The organism is Glutamicibacter sp. ZJUTW, assembly GCF_008370855.1.
GTDB lineage: Bacteria > Actinomycetota > Actinomycetes > Actinomycetales > Micrococcaceae > Glutamicibacter > Glutamicibacter nicotianae.
In genome coordinates this window covers 2,064,107-2,089,246 of sequence record NZ_CP043624.1, presented here as the reverse complement: position 1 = coordinate 2,089,246, position 25,140 = coordinate 2,064,107, and the positions used below count along the sequence as shown (strand labels likewise).

19 protein-coding genes and 1 tRNA gene are annotated in these 25,140 nt (G+C 64.7%); 15 read left to right on the top strand and 5 right to left on the bottom strand.

What is annotated here, in order from left to right; all coding sequences use genetic code 11:
• Positions 1-117 precede the first annotated feature (117 nt).
• From F0M17_RS09820 to pyk, 4 genes are all read left to right on the top strand, one after another.
• Entirely contained in the window at positions 118-330 is a 213-nt protein-coding gene (locus F0M17_RS09820) for a hypothetical protein (protein ID WP_149597043.1), read from the top strand.
• A gap of 236 nt (positions 331-566) precedes the next feature.
• On the top strand, positions 567-5,186 hold the full coding sequence (gene gltB / locus F0M17_RS09815; protein ID WP_369826758.1) for a glutamate synthase large subunit: 4,620 nt from the start codon (positions 567-569) through the stop codon (positions 5,184-5,186).
• On the top strand, positions 5,179-6,648 hold the full coding sequence (locus F0M17_RS09810) for a glutamate synthase subunit beta (protein WP_073706074.1): 1,470 nt from the start codon (positions 5,179-5,181) through the stop codon (positions 6,646-6,648). Before gltB ends, F0M17_RS09810 begins: the two co-directional genes overlap by 8 nt.
• Positions 6,649-6,734: 86 nt before the next feature.
• Entirely contained in the window at positions 6,735-8,246 is a 1,512-nt protein-coding gene (gene pyk, locus F0M17_RS09805) for a pyruvate kinase (RefSeq protein WP_149597042.1), read from the top strand.
• A 185-nt stretch (positions 8,247-8,431) separates the two neighbouring features.
• Here the strand turns inward: pyk and F0M17_RS09800 are convergent.
• Positions 8,432-8,516 (bottom strand) — tRNA-Leu (locus F0M17_RS09800).
• Between the two features lie 189 nt (positions 8,517-8,705).
• On the opposite strand from F0M17_RS09800, the gene F0M17_RS09795 reads away from it, so the two are divergent.
• The 4 genes from F0M17_RS09795 (at position 8,706) to F0M17_RS09780 (ending at position 11,730) form a co-directional block, all read left to right on the top strand.
• Complete coding sequence (locus tag F0M17_RS09795) at positions 8,706-9,323, top strand: ANTAR domain-containing response regulator (RefSeq protein ID WP_052253823.1); 618 nt, start codon at positions 8,706-8,708, stop codon at positions 9,321-9,323.
• Positions 9,324-9,613: 290 nt separating this feature from the next.
• Positions 9,614-10,846: an inorganic phosphate transporter gene (locus tag F0M17_RS09790; RefSeq protein ID WP_038991795.1), complete on the top strand. Its 1,233-nt coding sequence runs from the start codon at positions 9,614-9,616 to the stop codon at positions 10,844-10,846.
• Positions 10,843-11,091, top strand: a complete 249-nt coding sequence (locus tag F0M17_RS09785) for a hypothetical protein (RefSeq protein ID WP_073706076.1) — start codon at positions 10,843-10,845, stop codon at positions 11,089-11,091. The genes F0M17_RS09790 and F0M17_RS09785 overlap by 4 nt, the downstream gene beginning before the upstream one ends.
• Positions 11,092-11,184: 93 nt before the next feature.
• The gene (locus tag F0M17_RS09780) at positions 11,185-11,730 is read left to right on the top strand and encodes a dihydrofolate reductase family protein (protein ID WP_038991793.1); all 546 of its coding nucleotides are present in this window, start codon (positions 11,185-11,187) and stop codon (positions 11,728-11,730) included.
• Positions 11,731-11,809: 79 nt separating this feature from the next.
• Here the strand turns inward: F0M17_RS09780 and F0M17_RS09775 are convergent, their stop codons facing one another.
• The gene (locus tag F0M17_RS09775) at positions 11,810-12,292 is read right to left on the bottom strand and encodes a hotdog fold thioesterase (protein ID WP_149597041.1); all 483 of its coding nucleotides are present in this window, start codon (positions 12,290-12,292) and stop codon (positions 11,810-11,812) included.
• An 85-nt stretch (positions 12,293-12,377) separates the two neighbouring features.
• On the opposite strand from F0M17_RS09775, the gene polA reads away from it, so the two are divergent.
• The 5 genes from polA (at position 12,378) to F0M17_RS09750 (ending at position 20,612) form a co-directional block, all read left to right on the top strand.
• Positions 12,378-14,990 (top strand): DNA polymerase I, encoded by a 2,613-nt coding sequence (gene polA, locus F0M17_RS09770; RefSeq protein ID WP_246857185.1) that lies wholly within the window; start codon positions 12,378-12,380, stop codon positions 14,988-14,990.
• Between the two features lie 68 nt (positions 14,991-15,058).
• On the top strand, positions 15,059-15,967 hold the full coding sequence (locus F0M17_RS09765; protein WP_244213627.1) for a polysaccharide deacetylase family protein: 909 nt from the start codon (positions 15,059-15,061) through the stop codon (positions 15,965-15,967).
• A 67-nt stretch (positions 15,968-16,034) separates the two neighbouring features.
• Positions 16,035-17,351: a GNAT family N-acetyltransferase gene (locus F0M17_RS09760; protein WP_210416630.1), complete on the top strand. Its 1,317-nt coding sequence runs from the start codon at positions 16,035-16,037 to the stop codon at positions 17,349-17,351.
• A 217-nt stretch (positions 17,352-17,568) separates the two neighbouring features.
• A complete protein-coding gene (gene rpsA, locus F0M17_RS09755) occupies positions 17,569-19,044 on the top strand; it encodes a 30S ribosomal protein S1 (RefSeq protein ID WP_038990737.1) in 1,476 nt (491 codons plus the stop codon).
• Between the two features lie 257 nt (positions 19,045-19,301).
• Positions 19,302-20,612 (top strand): hypothetical protein, encoded by a 1,311-nt coding sequence (locus F0M17_RS09750; RefSeq protein WP_149597038.1) that lies wholly within the window; start codon positions 19,302-19,304, stop codon positions 20,610-20,612.
• A gap of 28 nt (positions 20,613-20,640) precedes the next feature.
• On the opposite strand, the gene F0M17_RS09745 is transcribed toward F0M17_RS09750, so the two are convergent.
• The 3 genes from F0M17_RS09745 to F0M17_RS09735 all read right to left on the bottom strand — a co-directional run bounded on the left by F0M17_RS09745 (position 20,641) and on the right by F0M17_RS09735 (position 24,255).
• Positions 20,641-22,341: an HNH endonuclease signature motif containing protein gene (locus F0M17_RS09745; protein WP_149597037.1), complete on the bottom strand. Its 1,701-nt coding sequence runs from the start codon at positions 22,339-22,341 to the stop codon at positions 20,641-20,643.
• Positions 22,342-22,402: 61 nt separating this feature from the next.
• Positions 22,403-23,584 (bottom strand): class I SAM-dependent methyltransferase, encoded by a 1,182-nt coding sequence (locus F0M17_RS09740; protein WP_246857046.1) that lies wholly within the window; start codon positions 23,582-23,584, stop codon positions 22,403-22,405.
• On the bottom strand, positions 23,581-24,255 hold the full coding sequence (locus F0M17_RS09735) for a YigZ family protein (RefSeq protein WP_149597036.1): 675 nt from the start codon (positions 24,253-24,255) through the stop codon (positions 23,581-23,583). The genes F0M17_RS09740 and F0M17_RS09735 overlap by 4 nt, the downstream gene beginning before the upstream one ends.
• Before the next feature lie 25 nt (positions 24,256-24,280).
• Between F0M17_RS09735 and coaE the strand changes: the two genes are divergently transcribed.
• Together coaE and F0M17_RS09725 are read left to right on the top strand one after the other, a co-directional pair.
• Positions 24,281-24,877 (top strand): dephospho-CoA kinase, encoded by a 597-nt coding sequence (gene coaE / locus F0M17_RS09730; RefSeq protein ID WP_083515455.1) that lies wholly within the window; start codon positions 24,281-24,283, stop codon positions 24,875-24,877.
• Between the two features lie 2 nt (positions 24,878-24,879).
• A complete protein-coding gene (locus F0M17_RS09725) occupies positions 24,880-25,128 on the top strand; it encodes a hypothetical protein (protein WP_066138801.1) in 249 nt (82 codons plus the stop codon).
• The last annotated feature ends 12 nt before the right edge of the window (positions 25,129-25,140 follow it).

Sequence of the window (25,140 nt, the reverse complement as noted above, 5' to 3'; positions counted from 1 at the left end):
AGCGAATCCATAGCCCCATTGCGGTGGCCGGCAAGCATTCATGCTTGCCGGCCACCGCTGGTTTAACCCGTCCCGCGGCCTCCGGGATCGGCTTCCATGACGAGCCAGGGACCCAATATGGCGAAGAAGCGCGAAAAATTTGGCGGGATGCCGACGCGTGTGCGCAACATGCTTGAAACATTGGGCGGCTTTCAAAATCGGCTGGCGAAAACGGTTTTCGGGCGTTTTCCACCAAAAAACCTGCTTTTTCCGCGGGAACTGGGACAAAAGTTTTTAACATTGCGGAAACAGAAGCACGCGCATGGGAGAAACAAAACCTGCGTAACGTGAGATCCACGCACCGAACTGGTTGATCGACCCCTGGAACGGCCTGCCGGTGCAGCACCACAACGAGGTGGGAAATGTTCGTCCCCGAAACCTCGATGCGCAAGCAGACCCCGCTTAGCACTGTCGAAAAGTTTCAGCTAGATGAAACATCGAGGCGGCCGGAAGCCCTTGCGAAGAATTAGCTCTTTACCGGGGGCTGCCGCGCGCCTATCCTGCATGAACCACAGAAAGGCACGCTCATGAGCATGACCGGAGTCCAGATGAACGCCTCGCCAGGTTTTGGCGAGGAAGTCCCCTCGCCCTACACCCGTTTCTCCGCGCTGCCCGGCGCGCAGGGGCTGTACGATCCGGCGGCCGAGAAGGACGCCTGCGGCCTGGCGATGATTGCGTCCCTGAAGAACGAAGCCAGCCACGGCATTGTCGCCCATGCGCTGACCGCCCTGCGCCGTCTGGAGCACCGAGGCGCTATCGGCGCCGACGAGGGCACCGGCGACGGCGCCGGCATCCTGCTGCACCTGCCCGATGCATTCCTGCGCAGCGTCACCGCATTCGATCTTCCCGCCGCCGGCTCCTACGCCGTGGGCATGGGCTTCCTCCCGGCCGACTCCGGCGAACGTGCCTTCGCCCAAGAAGAGCTGGAAACCATGGCCGCCGAGGAGAACCTCGCGGTGCTCGGCTGGCGCGAGGTACCGGTCAACGCCGACGTGCTCGGCGCCTCTGCCCGCAAGGTGATGCCCTGCATCACCCAATTCTTCATCGCCGCCCCTGCCGGCGCCCCGGCCGCCACCAGCCGCGAGCTGGACGCCGCCGCCTGGCGCATCCGCCGCCGCGCGCACAACAAGATGGGCGTGTACTTCGCCTCGTTCTCCTCGCAGTCCATCGTCTACAAGGGCATGGTCTCCACCGCGCAGCTTGAGCCCTTCTACCCGGACCTGTCCGATAGCCGCTTCGCCAGCCGCTGCGCGATCGTGCACTCGCGTTTCTCCACCAACACCTTCCCGTCCTGGCCGCTGGCCCAGCCGTTCCGCACCATCGCGCACAACGGCGAGATCAACACGGTCAAGGGCAACCGCAACTGGATGCGCGCCCGCCAGTCCACCCTCGCCTCGCCGCTGCTCGGCGAGGTGCCCGAGGAACTGTTCCCGATCTGCACCGCCGGCGCCTCCGACTCGGCCTCCTTCGACGAGGTCGCCGAAATGCTCATGCTCTCGGGGCGCAACGTCGCCGAGACGATCATGATGATGATCCCGCAGCCGTGGGAAAACGACGACCAGATGGACGCGGATTTGCGCGCCTTCTACCAGTACCAGTCCATGCTCATCGAGCCGTGGGACGGCCCGGCAGCTGTCTGCTTCACCGACGGCCAGATGGCCGGCGCCGTGCTTGACCGCAACGGCCTGCGCCCGGCCCGCTGGTGGGTCACCGACGACGGCCTGGTGGTGCTTGCCAGCGAGGTCGGCGTGATCGACACCGACGAAGAGCACATCGTGGCCAAGGGCCGTGTCGCCCCGGGCAAGATGTTCGCGGTGGATCTGGCCGGCCAGCGCATCGTCGAAGATGCCGAAATCAAGGCTGAAGTGGCCGCCTCCAAGCCATGGCGCGACTGGGTGGCGCAGAACCTGAAGACCCTGGACGACTTCCCGGATCTGGAGCATGTTCGCCACAATTCGGCTTCCGTGGCCCTGCGCCAGCTGACCTTCGGCTACACCACCGAGGAGCTGCGCGTGCTGCTGGCCCCGATGGCCGCCGCCGGCGCCGAGCCGCTGGCCGCCATGGGCACTGACACCCCGATCGCCGCCCTCTCGCAGCGCCCGCGGCTGCTGTTCGACTACTTCACCCAGTCCTTCGCCCAGGTCACCAACCCGCCGCTGGATGCGATCCGCGAAGAGCTGGTCACCTCTATGGGCACCGCGATCGGCCCGGACGGGAACCTGCTGTCCCTGGACCGCGTCGAGCAGACCCAGATCGCGCTGGACTACCCGGTGCTGACCAACGACCAGCTGGCCAAGATCGCGAACCTGCGCGACGAATCCGGCGCCAAGTACACGCTGAAGGTGCGCGGGCTGTACCGCCCGGCCGGCGGCGAATCCGAGCTGCGCGCCCGGCTGCAGGAAATCTGCGAGAAGGTCTCCGCGGCGGTGAACCGCGGGGTGCGCTACATCGTGCTCTCGGACCGCGACTCCTCGGCCGCCTGGGCGCCGATCCCGTCCCTGCTGCTGACTTCCGCGGTGCACCACCATCTGCTCAAGAGCTCGAACCGCACCCGCGTCTCGCTGATCATCGAGTCCGGCGACGCCCGCGAAGTGCACCACATCGCGCTGCTCATCGGCTACGGCGCCAGCGCGATCAACCCCTACCTCGCCCTGGAATCGGTCGAGCAGATGGCCGAGAACGGCGAGCTGCCCGGCGTCGACGGAAGCCAGGCCAGCGCCAACCTGATCAAGGCGCTGGGCAAGGGCGTGCTGAAGATCATGTCCAAGATGGGCATCTCCACGGTCTCCAGCTACTGCGGCGCGCAGACCTTCGAAGCCGTCGGCCTGTCCCAGCGCGTGGTCGACCAGTACTTCACCGGCACCGCCACGAAGCTCTCGGGCATCGAGCTGGACGTGGTGGCCGCCGAAGCCGCCGCCCGCCATGCGCGCGCCTACCCGGAGATCGACGGCGGCGCCCAGCCGCTGGAATTGGAGACCGGGGGAGAGTACCAGTGGCGCCGCGAAGGCCCGCCGCACCTGTTCAACCCGGAAACCGTCTTCCGCCTGCAGCATTCCACCCGCACCCGCCGCTACGACGTGTTCAAGGAGTACACGAAGGCGGTGGACGACCAGGCCGCGCAGCTGAAGACCCTGCGCGGGCTGCTGAAGTTCAAGACCGAGGGCATCACCCCGATCAGCATCGACGAGGTGGAACCGGTCTCCTCGATCGTCAAGCGGTTCTCCACCGGCGCGATGAGCTACGGCTCGATCTCCGCCGAGGCGCATGAGACCCTGGCCATCGCGATGAACCGGCTGGGCGCCAAGTCCAACACCGGCGAGGGCGGCGAGGACCCCGAGCGCCTGCTCGACCCCGAGCGGCGCAGCGCCATCAAGCAGATCGCTTCGGGGCGCTTCGGCGTGACCAGCCTGTACCTGACCAATGCGGATGACATCCAGATCAAGATGGCGCAGGGCGCCAAGCCCGGCGAGGGCGGCCAGCTGATGAGCGAGAAGCTCTACCCGTGGATCGCCAAGACCCGGCACTCCACCCCGGGCGTCGGGCTGATCTCCCCGCCGCCGCACCACGACATCTACTCGATCGAGGACCTGGCCCAGCTGATCCACGACGCGAAGTGCGCCAACCCGTCGGCCCGCGTGCACGTGAAGCTGGTCTCCGAGTCCGGCATCGGCACCGTCGCGGCCGGCGTGGCCAAGGCCAAGGCGGACGTGGTGCTGGTCTCCGGGCACGATGGCGGCACCGGCGCCTCGCCGATGAACTCGCTGAAGCATGCCGGCACCCCGTGGGAGATCGGCCTGGCCGAAGCGCAGCAGACGCTGATCCTCAACGGGCTGCGCGACCGCGTCACCGTGCAGGTCGACGGCCAGCTGAAGACCGGCCGCGACGTGCTGATCGGTGCGCTGCTCGGGGCCGAGGAGTTCGGTTTCGCCACCGCCCCGCTGGTGGTTTCCGGCTGCATCATGATGCGCGTTTGCCATCTGGACACCTGCCCGGTGGGGGTGGCCACGCAGAACCCCACGCTGCGCGAACGCTTCACCGGAAAGGCCGAATTCGTGGTGAACTTCTTCGAGTTCATCGCCCAGGAGGTGCGCGAACTGCTCGCCGCGCTGGGGGCCCGCACCCTGGACGAGGTGATCGGCAAGGTCGAGCTGCTGGACACCGATGCCGACCAGATCACCGCCCACGACAAGGTGGCAGGGCTGGCCCTGGATGCGATCACCCATGTCCCCGACGTCGAGCTGGCCGCGCGCCGCCGGCGCATCGGCCAGGACCACGGGCTGGACACGCACCTGGACCAGCAGCTGCTCGCCGCCGCCGCGCCGGCGCTGGCAGACCGCCTGCCGGTGAGCATCGACGCGAAGATCGTGAATACCGACCGCTCCACCGGCACGCTGCTGGGCCACCACGTGACCAAGACCTTCGGGGTGCAGACCCTGGAGCAGGACACCATCAAGGTGAACCTTTCCGGCCGCGCCGGCCAGTCCTTGGGCGCGTTCCTTCCCGAAGGGATCACGCTGAAGCTCTCCGGCGACGCGAACGATTACGTGGGCAAGGGCCTGTCCGGCGGCCGGATCGCGATCCACCCGCCGCACACCACCCTGTCCAAGCCCGAAGAGCAGGTCATCGCCGGCAACGTGGTCGGCTACGGCGCCACCAGCGGCCAGCTGTTCATCAACGGCATGGTCGGCGAACGCTTCGCGGTGCGCAACTCCGGGGCGAGCATCGTCACCGAGGGCATCGGCGAGCACGGCTGCGAGTACATGACCGGGGGACAGGTGCTGATCCTGGGCGCCACCGGCCGGAACTTCGGCGCCGGATTCTCCGGCGGCACCGCCTGGGTGCTGGACTTCGATCCGGCCAAGCTGAACCCGCTGGCCGCCGAGCATGGCGACCTGCTGGTCGCCCCGGTCAGCGACGCGGAAGCCGAACGCATCCGCGAGCTGCTCACCGAGCACATCGCGTTGACCGCGTCCCCGCTGGCCTCCCGCCTGCTGCTGGACTGGGAGAACACCCGCGGCCGGCTGACCAGCATCACCCCGCGCGACTTCGCCGCCGTGCAGCAGCTGCGCAGCGATGCGGTGGCCAGCGGGCAGAACCCGGACTCGCCGCAGGTATGGAACAAGATTTTGGAGGTGACCCGTGGCTGATCCACGCGGATTCCTGAAGGTGGCCGAACGCGTCACCCAGCCCAAGCGCCCGGTCCCGGTGCGCCTGATGGACTACAAGGAGGTGCTGGAGCGCCAAAAAGCCGGCACCCTGAAGGAGCAGGCCGGCCGTTGCATGGACTGCGGCGTGCCGTTCTGCCACAACGGCTGCCCGCTGGGCAACCTGATCCCGGAGTTCAACGACCTGACCTACAAGGGCCGGATGGACGACGCGGCAGCCCGGCTGCTTTCCACCAACAACTTCCCGGAGCTGACCGGCAAGCTGTGCCCGGCCCCCTGCGAGGCCTCCTGCGTGCTGGGGATCAACCAGCCCGCGGTGACCATCAAGCAGGTCGAGGCGGAGCTCGCCGGGCACCTGATGGATGCCGGCGGCTTCGAGCCGCAGCCGCCAGCCAGGCACACCGAGCACCGCGTGGCGATCGTCGGCTCGGGGCCGGCCGGCCTGGCCGCCGCCCAGCAGCTGACCCGCGCAGGGCACACCGTGGCGGTGTACGAGCGCGACGAGGCCATCGGCGGCCTGCTGCGCTTCGGCATCCCGGATTTCAAGCTGGAAAAGCAGGTCATCGACCGCCGCCTGGAGCAGATGGAAGCGGAAGGCACGATCTTCCGCACCGGCATCGAGATCGGCAAGGATATCAGTTGGAAGCAGCTGCGCCGCGACTACGACGCGGTCATCGTGGCCACCGGCGCGACCGTGCCGCGCGAGCTGCCAGTGCCGGGCAACCACCTCGACGGCGTGCACCACGCCATGGAGTTCCTCACCGATAACAACCGCGTGGTGGCGGGGCTGAAGTCCGAGCGCTCGATCGACGCCAAGGGCAAGCACGTGATCGTCCTCGGTGGCGGCGACACCGGTTCGGACTGCATCGGCACCGCGCTGCGCCAAGGCGCCGCCAGCGTCACCACGCTGGCCATCGGCAAGCAGCCGGGCACCGAACGCCGCGAGGACCAGCCGTGGCCGATGATGCCGGTGCTGTTCGAGGTGCAGACCTCCCATGAGGAAGGAGGCGAGCGGACCTACCTGGCCTCGACCGTCAACTTCATCTCCGGCGAGGGAACTGAGCAAAACAAGGTGATCGGTGTTACAGTTGCAGAGACAGAATTTGTTGCTGGCAAGCGACTCCCGAAGCCTGGAACCGAACGCGTAATCAAAGCGGATCTGGTCCTGCTTGCCCTCGGGTTCACCGGTCCGGAAGTTTCCGGGTTGGACGAACAGGTCAGTATCGAATTCGACAACCGGGGCAACGTCGCCCGAGATGGCTACTACATGACGAACACCGAGTCGGTATTCGTCGCCGGAGACGCCGGTCGGGGACAGTCGCTGATCGTGTGGGCTATCGCCGAAGGACGCGCTTGCGCGGCCGCGGTCGACAAGTTCCTCACGGGTTCGACTACTCTCCCTGCACCGGTTGCTCCAACTGATAGGGCCATCAGCATCATTTGAGTGACATAGGCTTGAATGCGGCGCACCCGGAAACCGGGTGGGCCGCATTTTGCCTATGTGAACATGAAAGGCATTTGGCTGACGGAATGAGACGCGCAAAGATTGTGGCAACCTGGGGCCCGGCCCTGGCAAGTTATGAAAACACTGTAGCGGTATTGAAGGCGGGCGTGGACGTCGCCCGCTTGAACATGAGCCATGGAGACCACTCCATGCACGCGCAATCCCTTGCGAATGTGCGCAATGCGGCCGCAGAGGTAGGCCGTGCTGTCGGCATCTTCGCCGACCTGCAGGGTCCGAAGATCCGCCTCGGCCGCTTCAAGGACAACGCCAAGTACATCCTCGAGGCCGGTGAGGAATTCACCATCACCACCGAGGACATCGAAGGCACCCGGAACCTGTGCTCGACCACCTTCAAGGGACTTCCTACCGACGTGCAGCCAGGGGACTTCCTGCTGATCAACGACGGCAAGGTCAAGCTCAAGGCCATTGCGGTCGACGAGAAGACCGTGCGCTCCGAGGTCGTCGTGGGCGGCGAAGTGTCCAACAACAAGGGCATCAACCTGCCTGGCGTGGCCGTGAACGTGCCTGCGCTGAGCGAAAAGGATGAGGACGACCTGCGCTGGGCCATCCGTGCCGGCATCGACATGGTCGCCCTGTCCTTCGTGCGCAACGCCGAAGACATCCAGCGTGTCCACGAGATCATGGATGAAGAAGGCCGCCGTGTGCCGGTCATCGCCAAGATCGAGAAGCCGCAGGCCGTGGCGGCACTGGAAGAAATCGTCAACGCCTTCGACGCGATCATGGTCGCCCGAGGCGACTTGGGCGTCGAGTTGCCATTGGAAGAAGTTCCACTGGTGCAGAAGCGTGCGGTCGAGCTGGCTCGCCGCTGGGCGAAGCCGGTCATCGTCGCCACCCAGGTGCTTGAATCGATGATCGAATCGCCAACCCCGACCCGTGCCGAGGCTTCGGACTGCGCCAACGCGGTGCTCGACGGTGCCGACGCGGTCATGCTCTCGGGAGAGACCTCCGTAGGCGAGTACGCGGTGGAAACGGTGGAGACCATGTCGCGGATCATCTCTTCGACCGAAGAGCACGGACTGGATCGCATTCCACGCCTGGGCTCCAAGCCGAAGACCCGCGGCGGTGCGATCACCCGCGCCGCAGTGGAAATCGCCGATCAGCTCGATGCGAAGTACATCGTGGCCTTCACCCAGTCCGGCGACTCGGCGCGGCGCCTGTCGCGGCTGCGCCCGAAGAAGCCGGTGCTGGCCTTCACCCCGCTGCAGCAGACCTACAACATCATGACCCTGATGTGGGGTGTGCAGGCACGCTTGGTGGCCTACGCCGATCACACCGACAAGATGACTGCCCAGGTGGACGAAGCTTTGCTCTCCGAGGGACTGGCTGACCTCAACGACCTGGTCTGCATCGCAGCCGGTTCCCCTCCAGGGCAGGCCGGCTCGACCAACTCGCTGCGCGTGCACAAGATCGGCGACCTGGCAGATGCCGGCCAGCTGGTCGATGGCAAGCCGATGCCTGCACGCGAGAAGGTTGGTCCGTGGGATCCGGAGAACGTCTCGGCTCCGAAGAACCTGTAGTCGCCGCTACCCTCTAGCCCAAGCGTATCGATCCGTCCTGTCCCAGAAGCTGGGGCAGGGCGGATTCTGCTTGGGCCGGCAAATGCGGGTTGTGAACTCGAGCACAGCCAATCGACAACCCATCGGCCGGGGGCGCGAAAAAGGCCGTTGGACCGGAAATATTTCCGGCCCAACGGCCTTGAAGCTGGTGCCCAAGGTGGGACTCGAACCCACACATCTTTCGATACCGCATTTTGAGTGCGGCGCGTCTACCGATTCCGCCACTTGGGCTGGCACTTTGACTACTTTACTAGAGGTTTTCCAGATTTCCTAATCAGGATCCTCGCGTCTTCGCCTGAACAAGAGTACATGCCAGTAGGCTTAGAAGTGAAACCGAGGCAACGTGGCTTCGCTGAACCTAAACCACCTAGATGCCGCCCGCGCAGCGGGCAGGAACTCTGACCATGGAGGAAGGCGCCAATGAGCGAACTACCTGAAATCACCCGCATCCCATCCGAGGTGCAAACCACTCCGCGTCGCGTGGTCGTTGCCGAGGACGAAACCCTGATCCGCCTGGACATCGTCGAAATCCTCCGCTCCGAGGGCTACGACGTCGTCGCCGAAGCCGACAACGGCCAGACGGCTCTGGAAAAGGCGCGCGAGCTGAAGCCCGACCTGGTGCTCATGGACGTGAAGATGCCGGTCATGGACGGCATTACCGCCGCCGAAGCCATCGTCAAGGAACGCATCGCCCCGGTGGTCCTGCTGACCGCCTTCAGCCAGAAGGAACTGGTGGAGCGCGCCCGCGAAGCCGGGGCCATGGCCTACGTGGTCAAGCCGTTCACCCCTGCAGACCTCACCCCGGCAATCGAAATCGCGATTTCCCGCAATGACGAACTGCGCGCGCTGGAAGAAGAAGTCAGCAACCTGGCCGAGCAGTTCGAAACCCGCAAGCTGGTGGACCGCGCCAAGTCGCTGCTCATCACCAAGATGGGCCTGACCGAGCCGGAAGCGTTCCGCTGGATCCAGAAAACCTCCATGGATCGCCGCTTGAGCATGCGCCAGGTCGCCGAGACGGTCGTCGACCAGGTCAAGTAGGCACCGCCAGCCACAAGAGTGTGCGCCAAACCACGTATGGTTTGGCGCACATTTTTTATGCCCTCGACCGACTGGAACGGCGTTCGACTGGGCGTTCACCGTTCCGTAACCTTTTGTTCACCCTTTTTTCCGCTGAATGGGGTTGCAATCCTGGATTGACGTACTGCGTGGTAGGCCTAAGATGGAAATTGCGCCGAGAACGAAGACCCGCACGCCATTACCCTCCGCAGGACCCTTCTTCATGGCCCGTTCACTTTTCCTTGCCGTTCGACCCCTCAGGCTGGTATTCAATGGATTTGACGCTTATCGTCGTCCTGGTCATTGCCTTGGCGTTGTTTTTCGACTTCACCAATGGTTTCCATGACACGGCCAATGCGATGGCCACTCCAATCGCAACCGGAGCAATTTCCCCTAAGAAGGCTGTTGCCCTCGCCGCAATTCTGAACCTCGTCGGCGCTTTCCTCTCCACCGAGGTAGCGAAGACCATTTCAGGTGGCATCATCAACGAAGACCCGACCACGGGCGTAGCGATCGGCCCGGCGATGATCTTCGCGGGCCTGATGGGTGCCGTGATCTGGAACCTGTTCACCTGGCTGCTGGGCCTGCCATCGAGCTCTTCCCACGCACTGTTCGGCGGCCTCGTTGGCGCCGCGATCGTCGGTGCGGGGTTCGCATCGGTGAACTACAGCGTGCTGCTATCCAAAGTGCTGCTCCCGGCCATCTGCGCGCCGCTGATCGCGGGCATCTCCGCGTACCTGTGCACCAAGCTGGCGTACGCCATCACCAAGCGTGAAAACGGCGCCTCGCCGAAGCGTGGCGGTTTCCGCTACGGCCAGATCTTCTCCTCCTCGCTCGTTGCACTCTCGCACGGCACCAACGATGCGCAGAAGACCATGGGCATCATCACCCTGACCCTGGTGGCTTCGGGCCTGCAGGATTCCGACTCCGGAGTGCAGTTCTGGGTGGTCGCCACTTGCGCCTTCGCCATCGCACTGGGCACCTACACCGGCGGCTGGCGCATCATCGCCACCATGGGATCGGGCCTGACCGACGTGAAGCCTGCGCAGGGCTTCGCCGCCGAGATGTCCACCGCTTCGGCTATCCTGACCTCCTCGCACCTGGGCTTCGCGCTGTCGACCACCCAGGTGGCTTCCGGCTCGGTGATCGGTTCGGGCATGGGCCGCAAGGGCGGCGAAGTCCGCTGGGGCACCGCCGGCCGAATCGCCCTGGGCTGGCTGTTCACCCTGCCGGCTGCCGGCATCGTCGGCGGCATCGCCGCCGCCATCACCCACCTGGGCAACATCGGCATCGTGATCGTCGCTGTCGCTGGTACCGGTGCGATGCTGGCCATCTGGTTCATCTCGCGCAAGCAGCCACATGACCACGAGTCGAACATCTCCGACATCGACAACTCCGGTGCAGCCGTGAACATCCTGTCCAAGAAGGAACGCCGTGCCAAGGCCAAGGCGGAAGCCAAGCAGGCCAAGGCCGCCGCCGCGCAGAAGGAAGCTGATAATTCATGATCGACTGGACAGCATTCCTGGTCGTTGCCGTCGTCACGTGGGTTGCCGCGTTGGCGATTGTGGCAGCCTACTCCTTCGGAGTCCGCCTGCTTGCCGTTGCCAAGGATGGCGGCCGCAGCCAGGGCGTGAGCAAGGCCGGCGCCTACGCCTGCTTCGTGGTGTGCGGACTGATCGTCGCCTTGGGCGTCGTGCTGATCGTGCCGCAGCTGAGCGAGGCCATCCTGGGCATCTCCTCAAGCCACTAGAGCCGCGCTCGGCATCCGGCGGATCCGACACGAATCCGGGCTCCCCGGCCAACTTGATATCGCCTTCGATGGAGGCACCCCTAGACTGGAGCCATGACTAGCTTCAAGTACTACGTGGGTGCCTCCATCGATGGTTTTATCGCCGATCGCAACGGCAGCGTGCAATGGTTCACGCCCTATGCCTCGCAGCCGGGAGTGAAAAAGCATTTCGACGAGTTCTTCGAGACCGTCGGCGCCGTAGTGATTGGCGGCAAGACCTATGAGAACATCGTCCGCGACGCCACAGAGGGATCCGTGCCGTGGGTGTTCGGCGACAAGCCGGTATGGGTCTTCACCCACCATGAACTGCCGACACTACCCGGAGCGGACCTGACCTTCATCCGCGGCGAGGTGGGCTTCTGGAGCCAGGACATCGCCCAAAGCGCAGGGGCTGGCGACGTGTGGGTGGTCGGCGGAGCCGACCTGGCCGGTGCCTTCGTCGAGGCCGATGCGCTCGATGAGCTGCTGCTGGTCACCGTTCCGGAAGTGCTCGGCGGCGGGGCGAATCTCTTCGGCCGCGCGATCAGCACGCAGCTCTCCTCCCTGGAGGTCACCGACCTGGGAGCGGACATCGTCCTCTCGCGCTACGCGATCGGCTAGGCGGCGCCGGAGCCCGGCCGAAAACGCGGCGGCACTCCAGGAACGCACGGCTTGCCCGGAGCGCCGCTTGCACGGATTGCTAGTCGACGGGCAGCAGCATGTTGGTGATGCGGGCGGTGGCTACCCGCTGGCCCTGCTCATCGCTGATCACGATCTCATGGCAGGTGCTGCTGCGGCCCAGATGCACCGGGGTGCATACCCCGGTGACAACCCCCGAACGGCCGGCCTTGTGGTGGGTGATGTTCAAATCAACGCCGACCGGGTTGGCGCGGCCGGCGCCATGCAACGCGGCAGCCATCGAACCTAGGGTTTCGGCCAGCGCTGCGGACGCCCCGCCATGCAGGATCCCATAGACCTGGGTATTGCCCGCCACCGGCATCGTGGCCGCCACGCGCTGGGTTTCGAACTCGGTGAAGACGATGTCCATTTTCTCCACCAGCTCGCCCACGCCATTTTGCCGCAGATGGGGCCACATGCTTTCGGGGATGCCATGGCGCGATAGCTGCGCGGCAAACGGATGTGCCGAAGATTGCGTGGTTTGAGAAGTGAAATTGTCGCTCATGGCAACTAGGCTTTCAGGTGTGAGCGAAACAACCAAACCGACTGCTTCGTCGGACAAGAGACTGCTGATCATCGACGGACACTCCATGGCATTCCGCGCGTTCTATGCGCTGCCTGCAGAGAACTTCGCAACAAGCACCGGCCAGCACACCAATGCAGTGCACGGGTTCGTGTCGATGCTGCTGACGATGATCCGCCAGCAAAAGCCCAGCCACGTTGCGGTGGCCTTCGACTTGGACACCCCGACGTTCCGCTCGCTGGAGTACACCGAGTACAAGGGCGGACGCAATAAGACCCCCGAAGAGTTCTACGGGCAGATCGACCTGATCAAAGAGGTCATGAAGGCGATGAACATCCCTTCGATCACCTTGGAAAGCTTCGAGGCCGACGACATCCTGGCCACGCTGGCCACCCAGGGCGAAGAAGCCGGGTTCAACGTGCTGGTGGTTTCCGGCGACCGCGACGCCTTCCAGCTGATCACCGACAAGACCCTGGTGCTGTACCCGAAAAAGGGCATCAGCGATATCCCGCCGATGGATGCCGCCGCGGTGGAAGCCAAGTACTTCGTGCGCCCTGAGCGCTACTCGGATTTGGCCGCGCTAGTGGGCGAAACCGCCGACAACCTGCCAGGCGTGCCGGGCGTGGGACCGAAGACCGCCGCGAAATGGATCAACCTCTACGGGGACCTCGCCGGGATCCTGGAGAACATCGAGAACATCAAGGGCAAGGTCGGCGACTCCCTGCGCGAGCATGTGGACAATGTGACCCGCAACCGCCGGTTGAACCAGCTCAAGCACGACCTGGAACTGCCGGTCACGCTCGATGAGATGGAACTCGAAGCCCCGAACCGCGAAGAGATCGAGAACCTGTTCGACGCGCTGGAATTCAACACCCTGCGCAAGCGGCTGTTCGACCTGTTCGCGGCCCAGGAAGAGGAAGCGGCGCCAGAGGTTGCCGAATTCTCCCGGGTGCTCGACGCCGATGCCGACGCGCTGCGCGGATTCATCGAGGCCGGGAAGGGCGCGGCCATCGCGATCCAGCCCGCCGTGGCTGGCGGCGAAGCCGTGGGCCTGGCCCTGTTCCGCGGCGCCGAAGCCCTCTGGCTGGAACTGGCACACCTCGATCAGGCCACCGAGGCCGTGCTGGCGCAGTTCCTCGCCGATGAGAACGCCCCGAAGCTCTTCCACGACGCCAAGGCCGCCATGCACCTGCTCATCGAGCGCGGGCTGGAGATCGCCGGCATCAGGGACGACACCCTGATCAGCGCCTACCTGATCCAGCCCGATCGCCGCAGCCACGACCTGGTCGACGTGGTGCAGTACCACCTGAAGTACACGGTGCCGGTACACCAGGCCAAGAAGGGTGAACTGGATCTGGGACTGGCCTCCGAGCTGGCCGAACCGGCCCTGGCCCAGGCGCAGGCCATCCACGACCTCTCCGCCTACCTGGCCTCCAAGCTGGCGGAGAAGCACGCAGACAAGCTGGCCGCCGAGATGGAGCTGCCGCTGATTCCGGTGCTCTTCGAGATGGAACGCGCCGGCGTCGCGGTGGACGTGGACAGGCTCAACGAGCTGCGCGCCCACTTCACCGAACAGGTGGACCAGGCGACCAATGACGCGTTTGCCGCGATCGGCCACGAGGTCAACCTCTCCAGCCCGAAGCAGCTGCAGGTGGTCCTGTTCGAGGAACTGGATTTGCCGCGCACCAAGAAAATCAAGACCGGTTTCACCACCGATGCCGAGTCGCTGCAGGATCTGCTGGTCAGGACCGGGCACCCGTTCCTGGTCGCGCTGATGGCCTACCGCGATGCGATCAAGCTGCGCCAGACCGTCGACGGCTTGCTCAAGGCCACCCACGACGATGGCCGGATCCACACCACCTATGCGCAGACCGTGGCCGCGACCGGGCGCCTGTCCAGCCTGAACCCGAACCTGCAGAACATTCCCGTGCGTTCGGAAGAAGGCCGGCGCATCCGCGACGTGTTCATGGTCGGCGGGGGCTACCAGAGCCTGCTGACCGTGGACTACTCGCAGATCGAAATGCGCATCATGGCCCACCTCTCCGAGGATGCAGGGCTGATCGAGGCCTACCAGAACGGCGAAGATCTGCACCGCTACGTCGGTTCGCGCGTGTTCAACGTCGAGCCGGAAGACGTCACCAGCGAGATGCGCTCCAAGGTGAAGGCGATGAGCTACGGCCTGGCCTACGGGCTGAGCAGCTTCGGGCTCTCAAAGCAGCTGAAGATCGGCGTGGACGAGGCCCGCAAGCTCATGAAGGACTACTTCGACCGCTTTGGCGCCGTGCGCACCTACCTGCGCTCGGTGGTCGACCAGGCCCGCAAGGACGGCTACACCGAAACCATCTTCGGCCGCCGGCGCTACCTGCCGGAGCTGAACAGCTCCGATCGCCGGCTGCGCGATATTGCCGAGCGTGCCGCGCTGAACGCCCCGATCCAGGGATCGGCCGCCGACCTGGTCAAGGTGGCCATGCTGCGCATCGCCGAAGGCCTGGAAGACGGCGGGTACAAGTCCCGGATGCTTTTGCAGGTGCATGACGAACTCATCCTGGAGATCGCCGAGGGCGAGCTGGAACCGGTGCAGGAGCTGGTGACCCGCGAAATGGGACAGGCAGCAGACCTGCTGGTGCCGCTGGATGTCCAGCCGGGCATCGGCCGGACCTGGCACGACGCCGCGCACTAGCGCGCTGCAACCAGCAGGGCAGGGGCACCGCGTCGTGCTCCTGCCCTTTGGCATGACCCAAAGGCTTGATGAAAGAGGCGGACGTGGAGCAGTACTCGCGGCGTTGGGCGCTGAAAACCGGCAGCCTGGGGCTCGGCGCGTTGGCCGCCGGGCTGATCTCCGGTTGCAGCGCAGTTGCCCCCGAACAGCGGTCCACGGCCCCGGCAGCCTCGGCAACCCCACCGCCTTCCGCCGCGGCTTCGTCCCAGCCAGCGTCCGCCTTTCCTGCGGCATACCCGAGCCGGAACCAGGTGATCGAAAAGTTCAAGGAGGTTCCGGCCGGGCAGTTCGGGCTGGATATCCCGGGCATCGAGCTGGGCTTGCCTAAGGGCAGCGAATTCGCGGCGTTGACCTTCGATGCCTGCGGGGGACCAAACGGCTCCGGCGCGGACGAAACCCTGCTGGATGCCTTGCGCGAGTTGCAGGTGCCGGCAACCCTGTTCGTGAACCAGCGCTGGGCTCGGGCCAATGCGCGGCTGCTGGCCGAACTGGCCAGCGACGAGCTGTTCGAGATCGCCAACCACGGTACCAGCCATGCCCCGCTGGCCACCGGGGGCCAGAGCGCCTACGGCATCATGGGTACTGGATCGATCGCCCAGGCCTACGACGAAGTGATGGGCAACCAGCTGTACCTGGCAGAGCGGTTCGGCATCACCGCGCAGTTCTTCCGCTCCGGCACCGCCCACATGGACGAAGCCGGCGCGGCGCTCTGCCGCGAACTGGGCGTGCTGCCGATGAACTTCACAGTCAACCTGGACGCCGGGGCGAGCTTCGACGCGACGACCGTCGCCGCGCAGGTTAGCCAGCTGCGCGCCGGGGATGTCGGCATCGGGCACTTCAACCAGCCAGCTTCGGGCACGGCGAAGGGCCTGGCACTTGGGCTGGTCCAGGCGCTGGATTCAGGCCTGCGATTCGCCAAGCTCTCCGATGCCTGGTGAGGCCTTCCCCTTGCAACAGGCCAGCAGGGGCATAGACTGTGACCAGCCGACTTCCACGCCAAGGAGCATGATGAGACCAGAGCCCCAGCCGCAGCTGGAAACCCGGACCTTCCAGGCCGATGCGCGAAGCGGGGAACTCGACGAAGCGATCAAGCTGTTCCATCGGGCCACCGGGATCGGGTTCTACGAGCAGCTGCCGGACGCGCCCAACTGGAAGAACTACCTGGACCTGACCTACGCGCAGAAAATGCGCTTCTGCCTCGTGTTCGACCCGCACGCTGAACCGCACTCGCGCCATGCAACCGAACCGGTGCACACCTACGGGGCATTTCCCGGGCTGCTCAATGCCGGAGGCAGCGAACCGGTACCGGCGCACAAGATCACTTCGGTCACCGTGGCCCCGAGCTATCGGCGGCGCGGCGTGCTGGGCAGGCAGATTACTGCCGATCTGGCCTATGCCCAGCAGGAAGGATTCCCGCTGTCCGCGTTGACCGCATCGGAAGCGACGATCTATGGGCGGTACGGTTTCGAACCGGCCACCTTCCAATGCCGTTTCACGCTCAAATGCGCCGGCGGGTTGAAGCTGCGAGTCCAGCTGCCGGGCAAGGTGGTGGACGCCGATCCTGCCCGCCTCGAAGCTGACTACTCCGCGCTGGCCGTCCGCGCGTTCGAGCGGACCTTCGGCTCCGTGGACAGCACCGAGTACGACAATGGCTACGCCCTGGGCCGCTGGGACAACTGGGAGACCTTGGACAAGCCGAAGAACCTGCGCTTTGCCGCCTACTACGACGATGCCGGCCAGCTCGGCGGGTTCGCCACCTACAAGTTCGGCGGCTGGGACGAACCAAAGGCGAAGCTCGTGGTGCACAAGCTGATCGCCACCAGCGATGCCGCCCGGATCAAGCTCTTCGAATACCTGGGCAACCATGATCTGGTGGAGGAAGTGCATGGCCAAGGTCCGGTGGCCGATCCGCTGCGCCAGGTGCTGGACAACGTGCGGGACTACCACGTGCGTTCCATCGACGATTCGCTATGGCTGCGCGTGCTAGATGTTGCCGCCGCTTTCCAGGTTCGCGGTTACCAGCATGATGCCCGGTTGCTGTTGCGCGTGAACGACCGGATGGATTTGATTTCCGGGACCTACCTCTTCGACGTGGCCGATGCCCGCGCCACGGTGACCCGAATCGACGAAGGACAGTCCGATCCCGACCTGCCGCTGGTCGCGCTCTCTGAAAGGGAGGTGGCTGGCCTCTATCTCGGGACAGTGCAACTTGATCAATTGCTGGATTCCGGCCGTGCAGAACTGGTCGGCGGGGCAGGCGCAGGGAACTGGCGGCGCGCGTTCAGCGTGGCGCGCGAGGGATTCACGCCACACGGTTTTTAGCGGGATGGGGGCGAAAACGGGATATTATGACGAAGTTCACAAAATGCTGGCGTGGATGTTAGCGGGTTACGCTTTGACCCGCGGTGTGGTAGGCGCGTAGACTTGAACAGCGTGCCATGGCTTTGCCGTGTCCGCAATCAAGTTTTACCCCCTTCGAAATTCCGGGACTTCCGGGGTTTCGACTGATCAAATCTATCCACATCGGAGTCCCTACTACATGACCATCACCTCGAACGAGAACAACAGCGCACCAGTCGTCGCAATCAACGACATTGGATCTGCTGAGGACTTCTTGGCCGCAGTCGACGCCACCATCAAGTACTTCAACGATGGTGACCTCGTCGAAGGCACCGTCGTCAAGGTTGACCACGACGAAGTTCTGCTCGATATCGGTTACAAGACCGAAGGTGTCATCCCTTCCCGCGAGCTTTCCATCAAGCACGACGTCGACCCAGGTGAAGTTGTCACCGTTGGCGACAGCGTCGAAGCCTTGGTCCTGACCAAGGAAGACAAGGAAGGCCGCCTGATCCTGTCCAAGAAGCGTGCACAGTACGAGCGCGCTTGGGGCGACATCGAAAAGATCAAGGAAGAGGACGGCGTCGTTACCGGTACCGTCATCGAGGTTGTCAAGGGTGGCCTCATCCTGGACATCGGCCTGCGTGGCTTCCTGCCAGCATCGCTCGTCGAGATGCGCCGTGTGCGCGACCTGGCTCCATACATCGGCCAGGAAATCGAAGCCAAGATCATCGAGCTGGACAAGAACCGCAACAACGTTGTGCTCTCCCGCCGTGCATGGCTCGAGCAGACCCAGTCCGAGGTCCGCTCGACCTTCCTCAACAAGCTGGAAAAGGGCCAGGTTCGTCCGGGCGTTGTTTCCTCCATCGTCAACTTCGGTGCCTTCGTGGACCTGGGCGGCGTAGACGGCCTGGTACACGTTTCCGAGCTGTCCTGGAAGCACATCGACCACCCATCCGAGGTTGTCGAGGTTGGCCAGGAAGTCACCGTCGAGGTTCTGGAAGTCGATCTGGACCGCGAGCGCGTTTCCCTGTCGCTGAAGGCTACCCAGGAAGATCCATGGCAGACCTTCGCCCGCACCCACGCACTGGGTCAGGTTGTACCGGGCAAGGTTACCAAGCTGGTTCCATTCGGTGCGTTCGTACGCGTCGAAGACGGCATCGAAGGCCTGGTTCACATCTCCGAGCTGGCAGTTCGCCACGTTGAACTGGCCGAGCAGGTTGTCTCCGTGGGCGACGAGCTGTTCGTCAAGGTCATCGACATCGACCTTGAGCGCCGCCGCATCTCGCTGTCGCTCAAGCAGGCTAACGAAGGTGTTGACCCAGAGGGCACCGAGTTCGACCCAGCACTCTACGGCATGGCTGCAGAGTACGACGAGGCCGGCAACTACAAGTACCCAGAGGGCTTCGACCCAGAGTCGAACGAATGGCTCGAGGGCTTCGACGCTCAGCGCGCTGCATGGGAAGCACAGTACGCTGCTGCCCAGGAGCGTTGGGAAGCACACAAGAAGCAGGTTGCTGCCGCAATCGCCGCCGATGCAGAAGCAGAGCCTGCTGCTGCCGGTGGTTCCGAGCCAGCTCCAGCTTCCTACTCCTCGGAGGCACCAGCCACCGACGCAGGCACCCTGGCTTCGGACGAAGCACTGGCTGCACTGCGCGAGAAGCTGACCGGCAACTAATTCCGGCTTCTGCCACGTGCAGAAATCGTGATTAGCTTTAGCTGATCTACGAAGGTCCAACCCTGCAAGGGTTGGACCTTCGTTCGTTAACCCGTGGATATGTCCGGTTTATCGCTGCGGCCAGTCTTCTTCGTAATTATTTATGCTGACGGTGGCCGGCCAGAAATAGCTCCCGAGGAGCACTGAAATTAATACCTGCTGACACTAGACTAAAAGTGTACCGATCAAGTAGATTCGCAAACGACAGGTATAAGCACATGGCAACGGCAAGGAATTCGCAGGCAGGCTACGCGGCAGGTACCGTTGCCGGGCGTCAGATCCCGATGCGCCAGGTCAGCCCCGAAGAATGGGCGTCCGTTCCACGCACCATTCCCAATTTCTGGGTGGCGGCAGCCACCTGGCTTCCACTGGTTGCTTTAGTGATCCTCGTCCGTCAAGATCTTCTGCATTCGCCGTACCTCGACCAGGGTTTCTGGCATATCGCGTCCTTTTCGATGATCGCTACCGTCCTCGCCATGATCTTCGGCGGCGGCCGGCAAGCACCGTGGATGGGATTGGGTGTAGCAGCTGGAGTTTATTTGCTGCTGGCCCCTGCCGGGGATCTGCAACGGATGCTGATGCTGTCGATGGCCTATTTCCTTCTGCTCTCCCTGACCGTAGGCATCCTCGATGCCCGGCTCAGACGCCAGCTGAAATCCTGGAAACGTGAAGCAACAGGCGGCATCGAACTGGCCGCGGGTCAGGAACGCGATTTCGGAATCACCAAGCAAATGCCGCCCACGGTCTGGAAACTGGCGTTGGGCGCCCTGGCTTATCCGATTCTCCGGCTGGGCTGGGAACTGATCAGCACAGAAGTGCATTCGTTGCATGACTTGGATGAAGGATACCGGCTTGACGTGTTGGCCGCGGTAATCCTGTTGGGCATCAGCTTGCTGATCAGCGTATTGCGCTGGATGCACCTGCAAGCAATGGGCCTTTTCGCACTTGAAGTGCCAGCGGATCACCGGATCGGCCCAACCTCTTTACGGGCCTGCGGAAACGCGATCCTCATCGACACGGATGAAACCGCGAATTGCCTGTGCCGGAACGACGACAAGAACGGATCCAAGACGGAATTCGAAGATCCGCGATTCATTTTCTGTTCCGAGGTTTGCCCCGAGCACGGGGTGCATGCGGTCAATCAGCTCTCCCACGAGGAGTTCCTGGGCATTGCGGCCCAGCCCTGGGTCTACGGGGAGAACCTGAATGGGAAACTGCTTGAAGGAACCGGCCAGCGTTTGGTCATCGCGGGATTAAGCGGATGGGGCTCGCGCCCGATTGCCGTGCGGGCATCCTGGCTCTATGGGGGAGGGAAACAGGCGAGCGCCTACTACTCTCCGGAATCCGCACGCGAACCGCTGAACCGCAGCAAACGACGCCTGGCGGTTAAGACGCCGAATGGCGACTCAGTTCTTGGCGATGACTTCGACAATAACAAGCGGACCGAGATCGACCGGATCGACCTGCATCCCATAGGTATCAACGCCCATGCAGTGCGCGTGCACGGTGGGCGCCCATTCTTGATCTAACCTGGTATGGATGCCGTAGGACCGCGAGCTAGGCGGCCGCTGCCATGTGGTAGTTGTTGCGTACCGGTTGCTGGGCAGGATCGATGAAGCTGGGCAGGATGACCTTGGGCACCCCGCCATCGGGAATGACCTTGATCAGTCCGGCATGCACGTCATGATGATGCGTGTCGCAGAGCATCGCGCTCCAATAGACCGCGGTGACACCGCCCTCGGACCAGAACCAGATGTGGTGGATGTTGCAGCGCTCGGGATCCATGGTGCACCCGGGCACAATGCAGCCGCGATCGCGCACGGCGATACCCAGCCGCATGTATCCCGGATGCTTGCGTTGGCTGCGGCCGATATCCAGCAGCTCGCCCTTGCCGCCGAGCACCATCGGGATGATGCGTGCCCTGGCGAGGGTCTGGCGCAGGTCGGTAGCGTTGAGCTTGAATCCATGCTGGGTGATGCCGTGGGTTCGTGCCCGGCCTTCCAGCTCATCCAAGGTCAGCATTACCACGATCTTCGGCGTGATGGCGGGGACCTTGACGGAGCCGTCAGCAAGATCTTCGGTGCCCTGTCCGGATTCTCTGTTCTGCACTGCGTGGAGCAGCTCCTGCAAGCGTTTCGAATTGATCTCCAGCAAATTCATCAGGCCGTTGAGACGGCGTGCCGCGGGAGAAAGTGGCTCAGGGCCAGGTTCTTCGCTGGCCGCGGCTTCTTCATCGGTGACGAAGTCCGGATGGGTTCCACTGCCTGGCTGGTAGAAAGTGCCGTCTCCAGTGTCTTGCCCTGGATCGTCTTGCAGCGGATCGGTGAAAGCTTGGCGCGCGGCCTGGCCCGGTGCAGAGCGTGGATTGTCGATCTGCGAGATGCCCGACTCGAAGAGCTCCGCACGGGTGGGGCGCAGGGCGAGATCGTAATGAACCAGCCCGTCGCGTTCACCTCGCCGGAACACCCCTTCCAGCGCTTCGGGCCGCTTCTTGCCGAGTCGTTCCTTCTGGGTCTTGAGGAAGTTGCCGACCAAGCGGCGGCGGGTGCCCGGATCAGGCTCATCCAAGTGCTCATCGACGACGGATTCAAGCAGCTCGCCGTCTTCGCTGAGCGCCGAGGCAGTGGCCGGTGCGGCGAATTCGTCCAGCGTGGGTTCCAGCGCGGCCAGGCGCCGGGCCGCGCTGAGCACTTCGGCTGGCGGCTGGTGCGGGTCATTGAAGCGCTCGGCCAGCAGCGGGAACTGTGCAGGGTACCTCTGGTGCTGGTAGTCGTATTGCGCGTAGACGTGGTGGGCGGCTTGGACGCGGCGTTTCGCTTCGAAATGCTCGGTACGCAGCCAGGAGGCCAACAGCGTCGCGGGCCCGGGGGAGCCGGGCCGTGCTCCGGTGCGCGTGGCGGGAATGCTGAAATCGCTCCGGTTCTCGCGGGCCGCGGCCAGCTCTTCCGGGGTGAGGGTGTGGGCGGCGGTGTCCTCGATGAGGTGGACCGCGTAGATCTGCAGGCGCTGTCCCTGGTGGGTTGTTGCCTCGGCGGCGGTGGCCAAGGCCAGCGCATAGCGCGGGTCGTGCAGGTAGTGCGGCACGGGGCCTGCGGACGGAACATCGGAGGGCTGGGTGGACGAAGTGTCCGGGAGCAGGGTCTGCTGCAGGCGGGGGAGGAACGCGGCCAAGGCCAGTGCGTCGTCGACGTTGAGGGCCGGCGTGTCCTCGATTGCTTGTGCCAGCCCGGCGAGGGCTTGGCTGATTGTTCCGTTCATGGACCCAGCATGCGGCTGGTCGCGCGCGGCGTGCCGGGGCGGGACGCGGGCTGTGGAAAAGCTAGTGCGCGCGGGTGGATGCGGTGACGGTGAAGGTCTTGTCGCGGGCCAGCTGCCTGGTGGGGCCGACCCGGCGAACCAGTTCGCTGCGGTAGCGCAGGTGCGAGTTGAACACGCACAGCAAGGTGCCGCCGGGGGCGAGCACGCGGGCGGCGTCGTCGATCAGCTTGAACGCGATGTCGGCAGTGACGGTGTTGCCGATGTGGAAGGGCGGGTTCAGCGTGATGAGTGTGGCGCTGGCATCGGGCAGGCGGCTCAGGGCATCATCCTGCACGGCGGTGATGCGGCCGGCCAGCTGGTTGCGCTGCGCGGCGGCCAGCGTGGAGGCGACGGCGGAAGCCGAATGGTCCGAGGCGTCCACGCGCAGCTGCGGATTGCGCAGGGCGGCGAAGATGCCGATCGAGCCGTTGCCGCAGGCCAAATCGACGAGCGTGCTGTGTTCGGACAGATCCGGCAGGTTTTCCAACAGCAGCCGGGTGCCCGGGTCCAGCCGAGCGTTGCCGAAGGTCCCGGCACCGGCATGCAGGGTGAAGCTGGTGCCGCGCACCTGGTGGGTGGCGGTGGCCGGGAAGCTACTGGCGGGCTGCTCGGCGCGCGGGCTGCTGGCGGTGAGCACCCGGGACTTCTGCCGGGCGTGCGAGACGTCCACGCGCTCGAAATGCGCCGCGAGCACCTCGTTCATGGAACGGCTCATGTGCTTGATCCGGCCGCCGGCGAACAGCCGTGCACCGGGGGCGGCCGCGGCGGCCACCGCGGCGGCCTGCTCGCCAAGCACGTCCAATCCGCGGGGCAGGGCCAGCAGGACGACGCTGGCCTGTGCAGCGACCTGCTGGAGCGGGAAGAAGTCGAGGCGCTCGGCCGCTTCGGGCATCAGCCGGGCCAGGTTGGCCTCGATGGCGCGGCGGGCGGTGAGCGAATCGGTGTGCACGCGCACGCTCGTGCTGCCAAGCGCCAGCGAGCCCAGTGCCAGCGCGCCATAGTGGTCGCCGATCACCGCGATGGATGCCGGCCAGGAGCCGGTTCCGGACGCGGCGGCGCAGGAGTCAAGGATGAGCCGGTCCGAGGCATCGGCGGCGAAGAGGTTCGGCGCTTCGACATCCGGCCAGCGGCGCAGCGCGGGAAGCAGGGTCTGCAGCGCGCTGGCGCCCTCGTCGGCGTCGTGGGAATCAGCGGCAGTGTTCAAATCAGGTCAACCCATTGCGTGTTGGCGGCGGCCAGTTCTCCGGCGCCGGAAGTGAGCGTGGCGATATGGGTGCGCAGCTGGTCGGCGGCTTCCGGGGTGTCCGGGACGCCGACCTGCACGATCGCGGCATCGGCCTGCCAGGCGGTCGGCTCGATTTGGTAGCCGGCGGCGCGCAGTTCGTTCTCGTAGCGGGCCGCGTCGGCGTGGGAGGCGGCGAAGGTGTGGATCCGCATGCGCTGGCGCAGGTGCAGCTGTGCCTGGTCCAGTGCGGAGGACACCGCCTCGGAGTAGGCGCGGACCAGCCCGCCGGCGCCGAGCTTGATCCCGCCGAAGTAGCGGACCACCACGGCCAGCACGTCCGAGAGCACGCTGCCGTCGGCGATTTCGCGCTTGGCCAGGGCATCGAGCATCGGAATGCCGGCGGTGCCCGAGGGCTCGCCGTCGTCGTTGGAGCGCTGCGCCATCCGATCGGGGCCCAGGATGAACGCGCTGCAGTGGTGGCGGGCATCGAAGTGGCTCTTGCGCAGTGCGGCAATATGCTCGCGGGCGGCCGCCTCGGTCTCGACCCGGTAGAGGTAGGTGATGAAGCGCGAACGCTTGATTTCCAGCTCGTGCACGCAATCGCTGGTCAAAGTCGTGTACCGGGTCGCGGCCGAGTCGTTGGTGTTCATCCCCCTTAGTTTATAGGGTGGAAGCATGAAGCATGTGGGACTGACCGGGGGAGTGGCCTCCGGAAAATCGGCGGTCGCGGCCAAACTGGCATCATTGGGCGCCGTCGTCATCGATGCCGACGCATTAGCCCGCCAGGTCGTGGAACCCGGCACGCCCGGGCTGGCTGCGATCAAGGACACCTTCGGCGAGGGGATTCTGCTGCCCGACGGGTCGTTGGACCGGCCCGCCTTAGGCGCGATCGTATTCTCCGATGCGGCGCAGCGGGCCAAGCTCAACGAGATCGTGCACCCGCTGGTGCGCGAGCAGGCAGAGGCCCTGCGCGAGGCCGCGGCACCCGGTGCGCTGGTGGTGGAGGACATCCCGCTGCTGGTCGAGTCCGGGCAGGCGGACCGCTTCGATGCCGTGATCGTCGTCCAGGCCCCGCATGATGAACGCATCCGCCGCATGGTCCAGGACCGCGGCTGGAGCCGCGACGACGCCGAAGCCCGGATGGCCGCTCAGGCCACGGACGAGCAGCGGGCGGCAGTAGCCGACTACCTGCTGGATAATTCCGGCAGCCTGGAAGAACTCGAGGCCCAGGTCGCCTCCCTCTACCGCCAATTGGCCCCAGCACAGGAGTAGCAATGTACAAGATCTGCAAGTGGACCACCCTGCTCGCCTTTGCCGCAGCACTGGTGCTGTGGCTGGGATTCGGCGGCCGCGAGGAATTCGTCGCCAGCGAATCCGGGCCGTATTCGCCGGTGGTCTACATTTCCGGCTGGCTGGGCCTGATCGGCCTGGCCGCCGCGACCGTCATGACCGTCGGCTTCTTCGGCAGCAGCATCCAGCGCACCGTCAAGCGCAATGCGATCCGTTACGGGATGCGCAAGTAGCACCCGGGCATT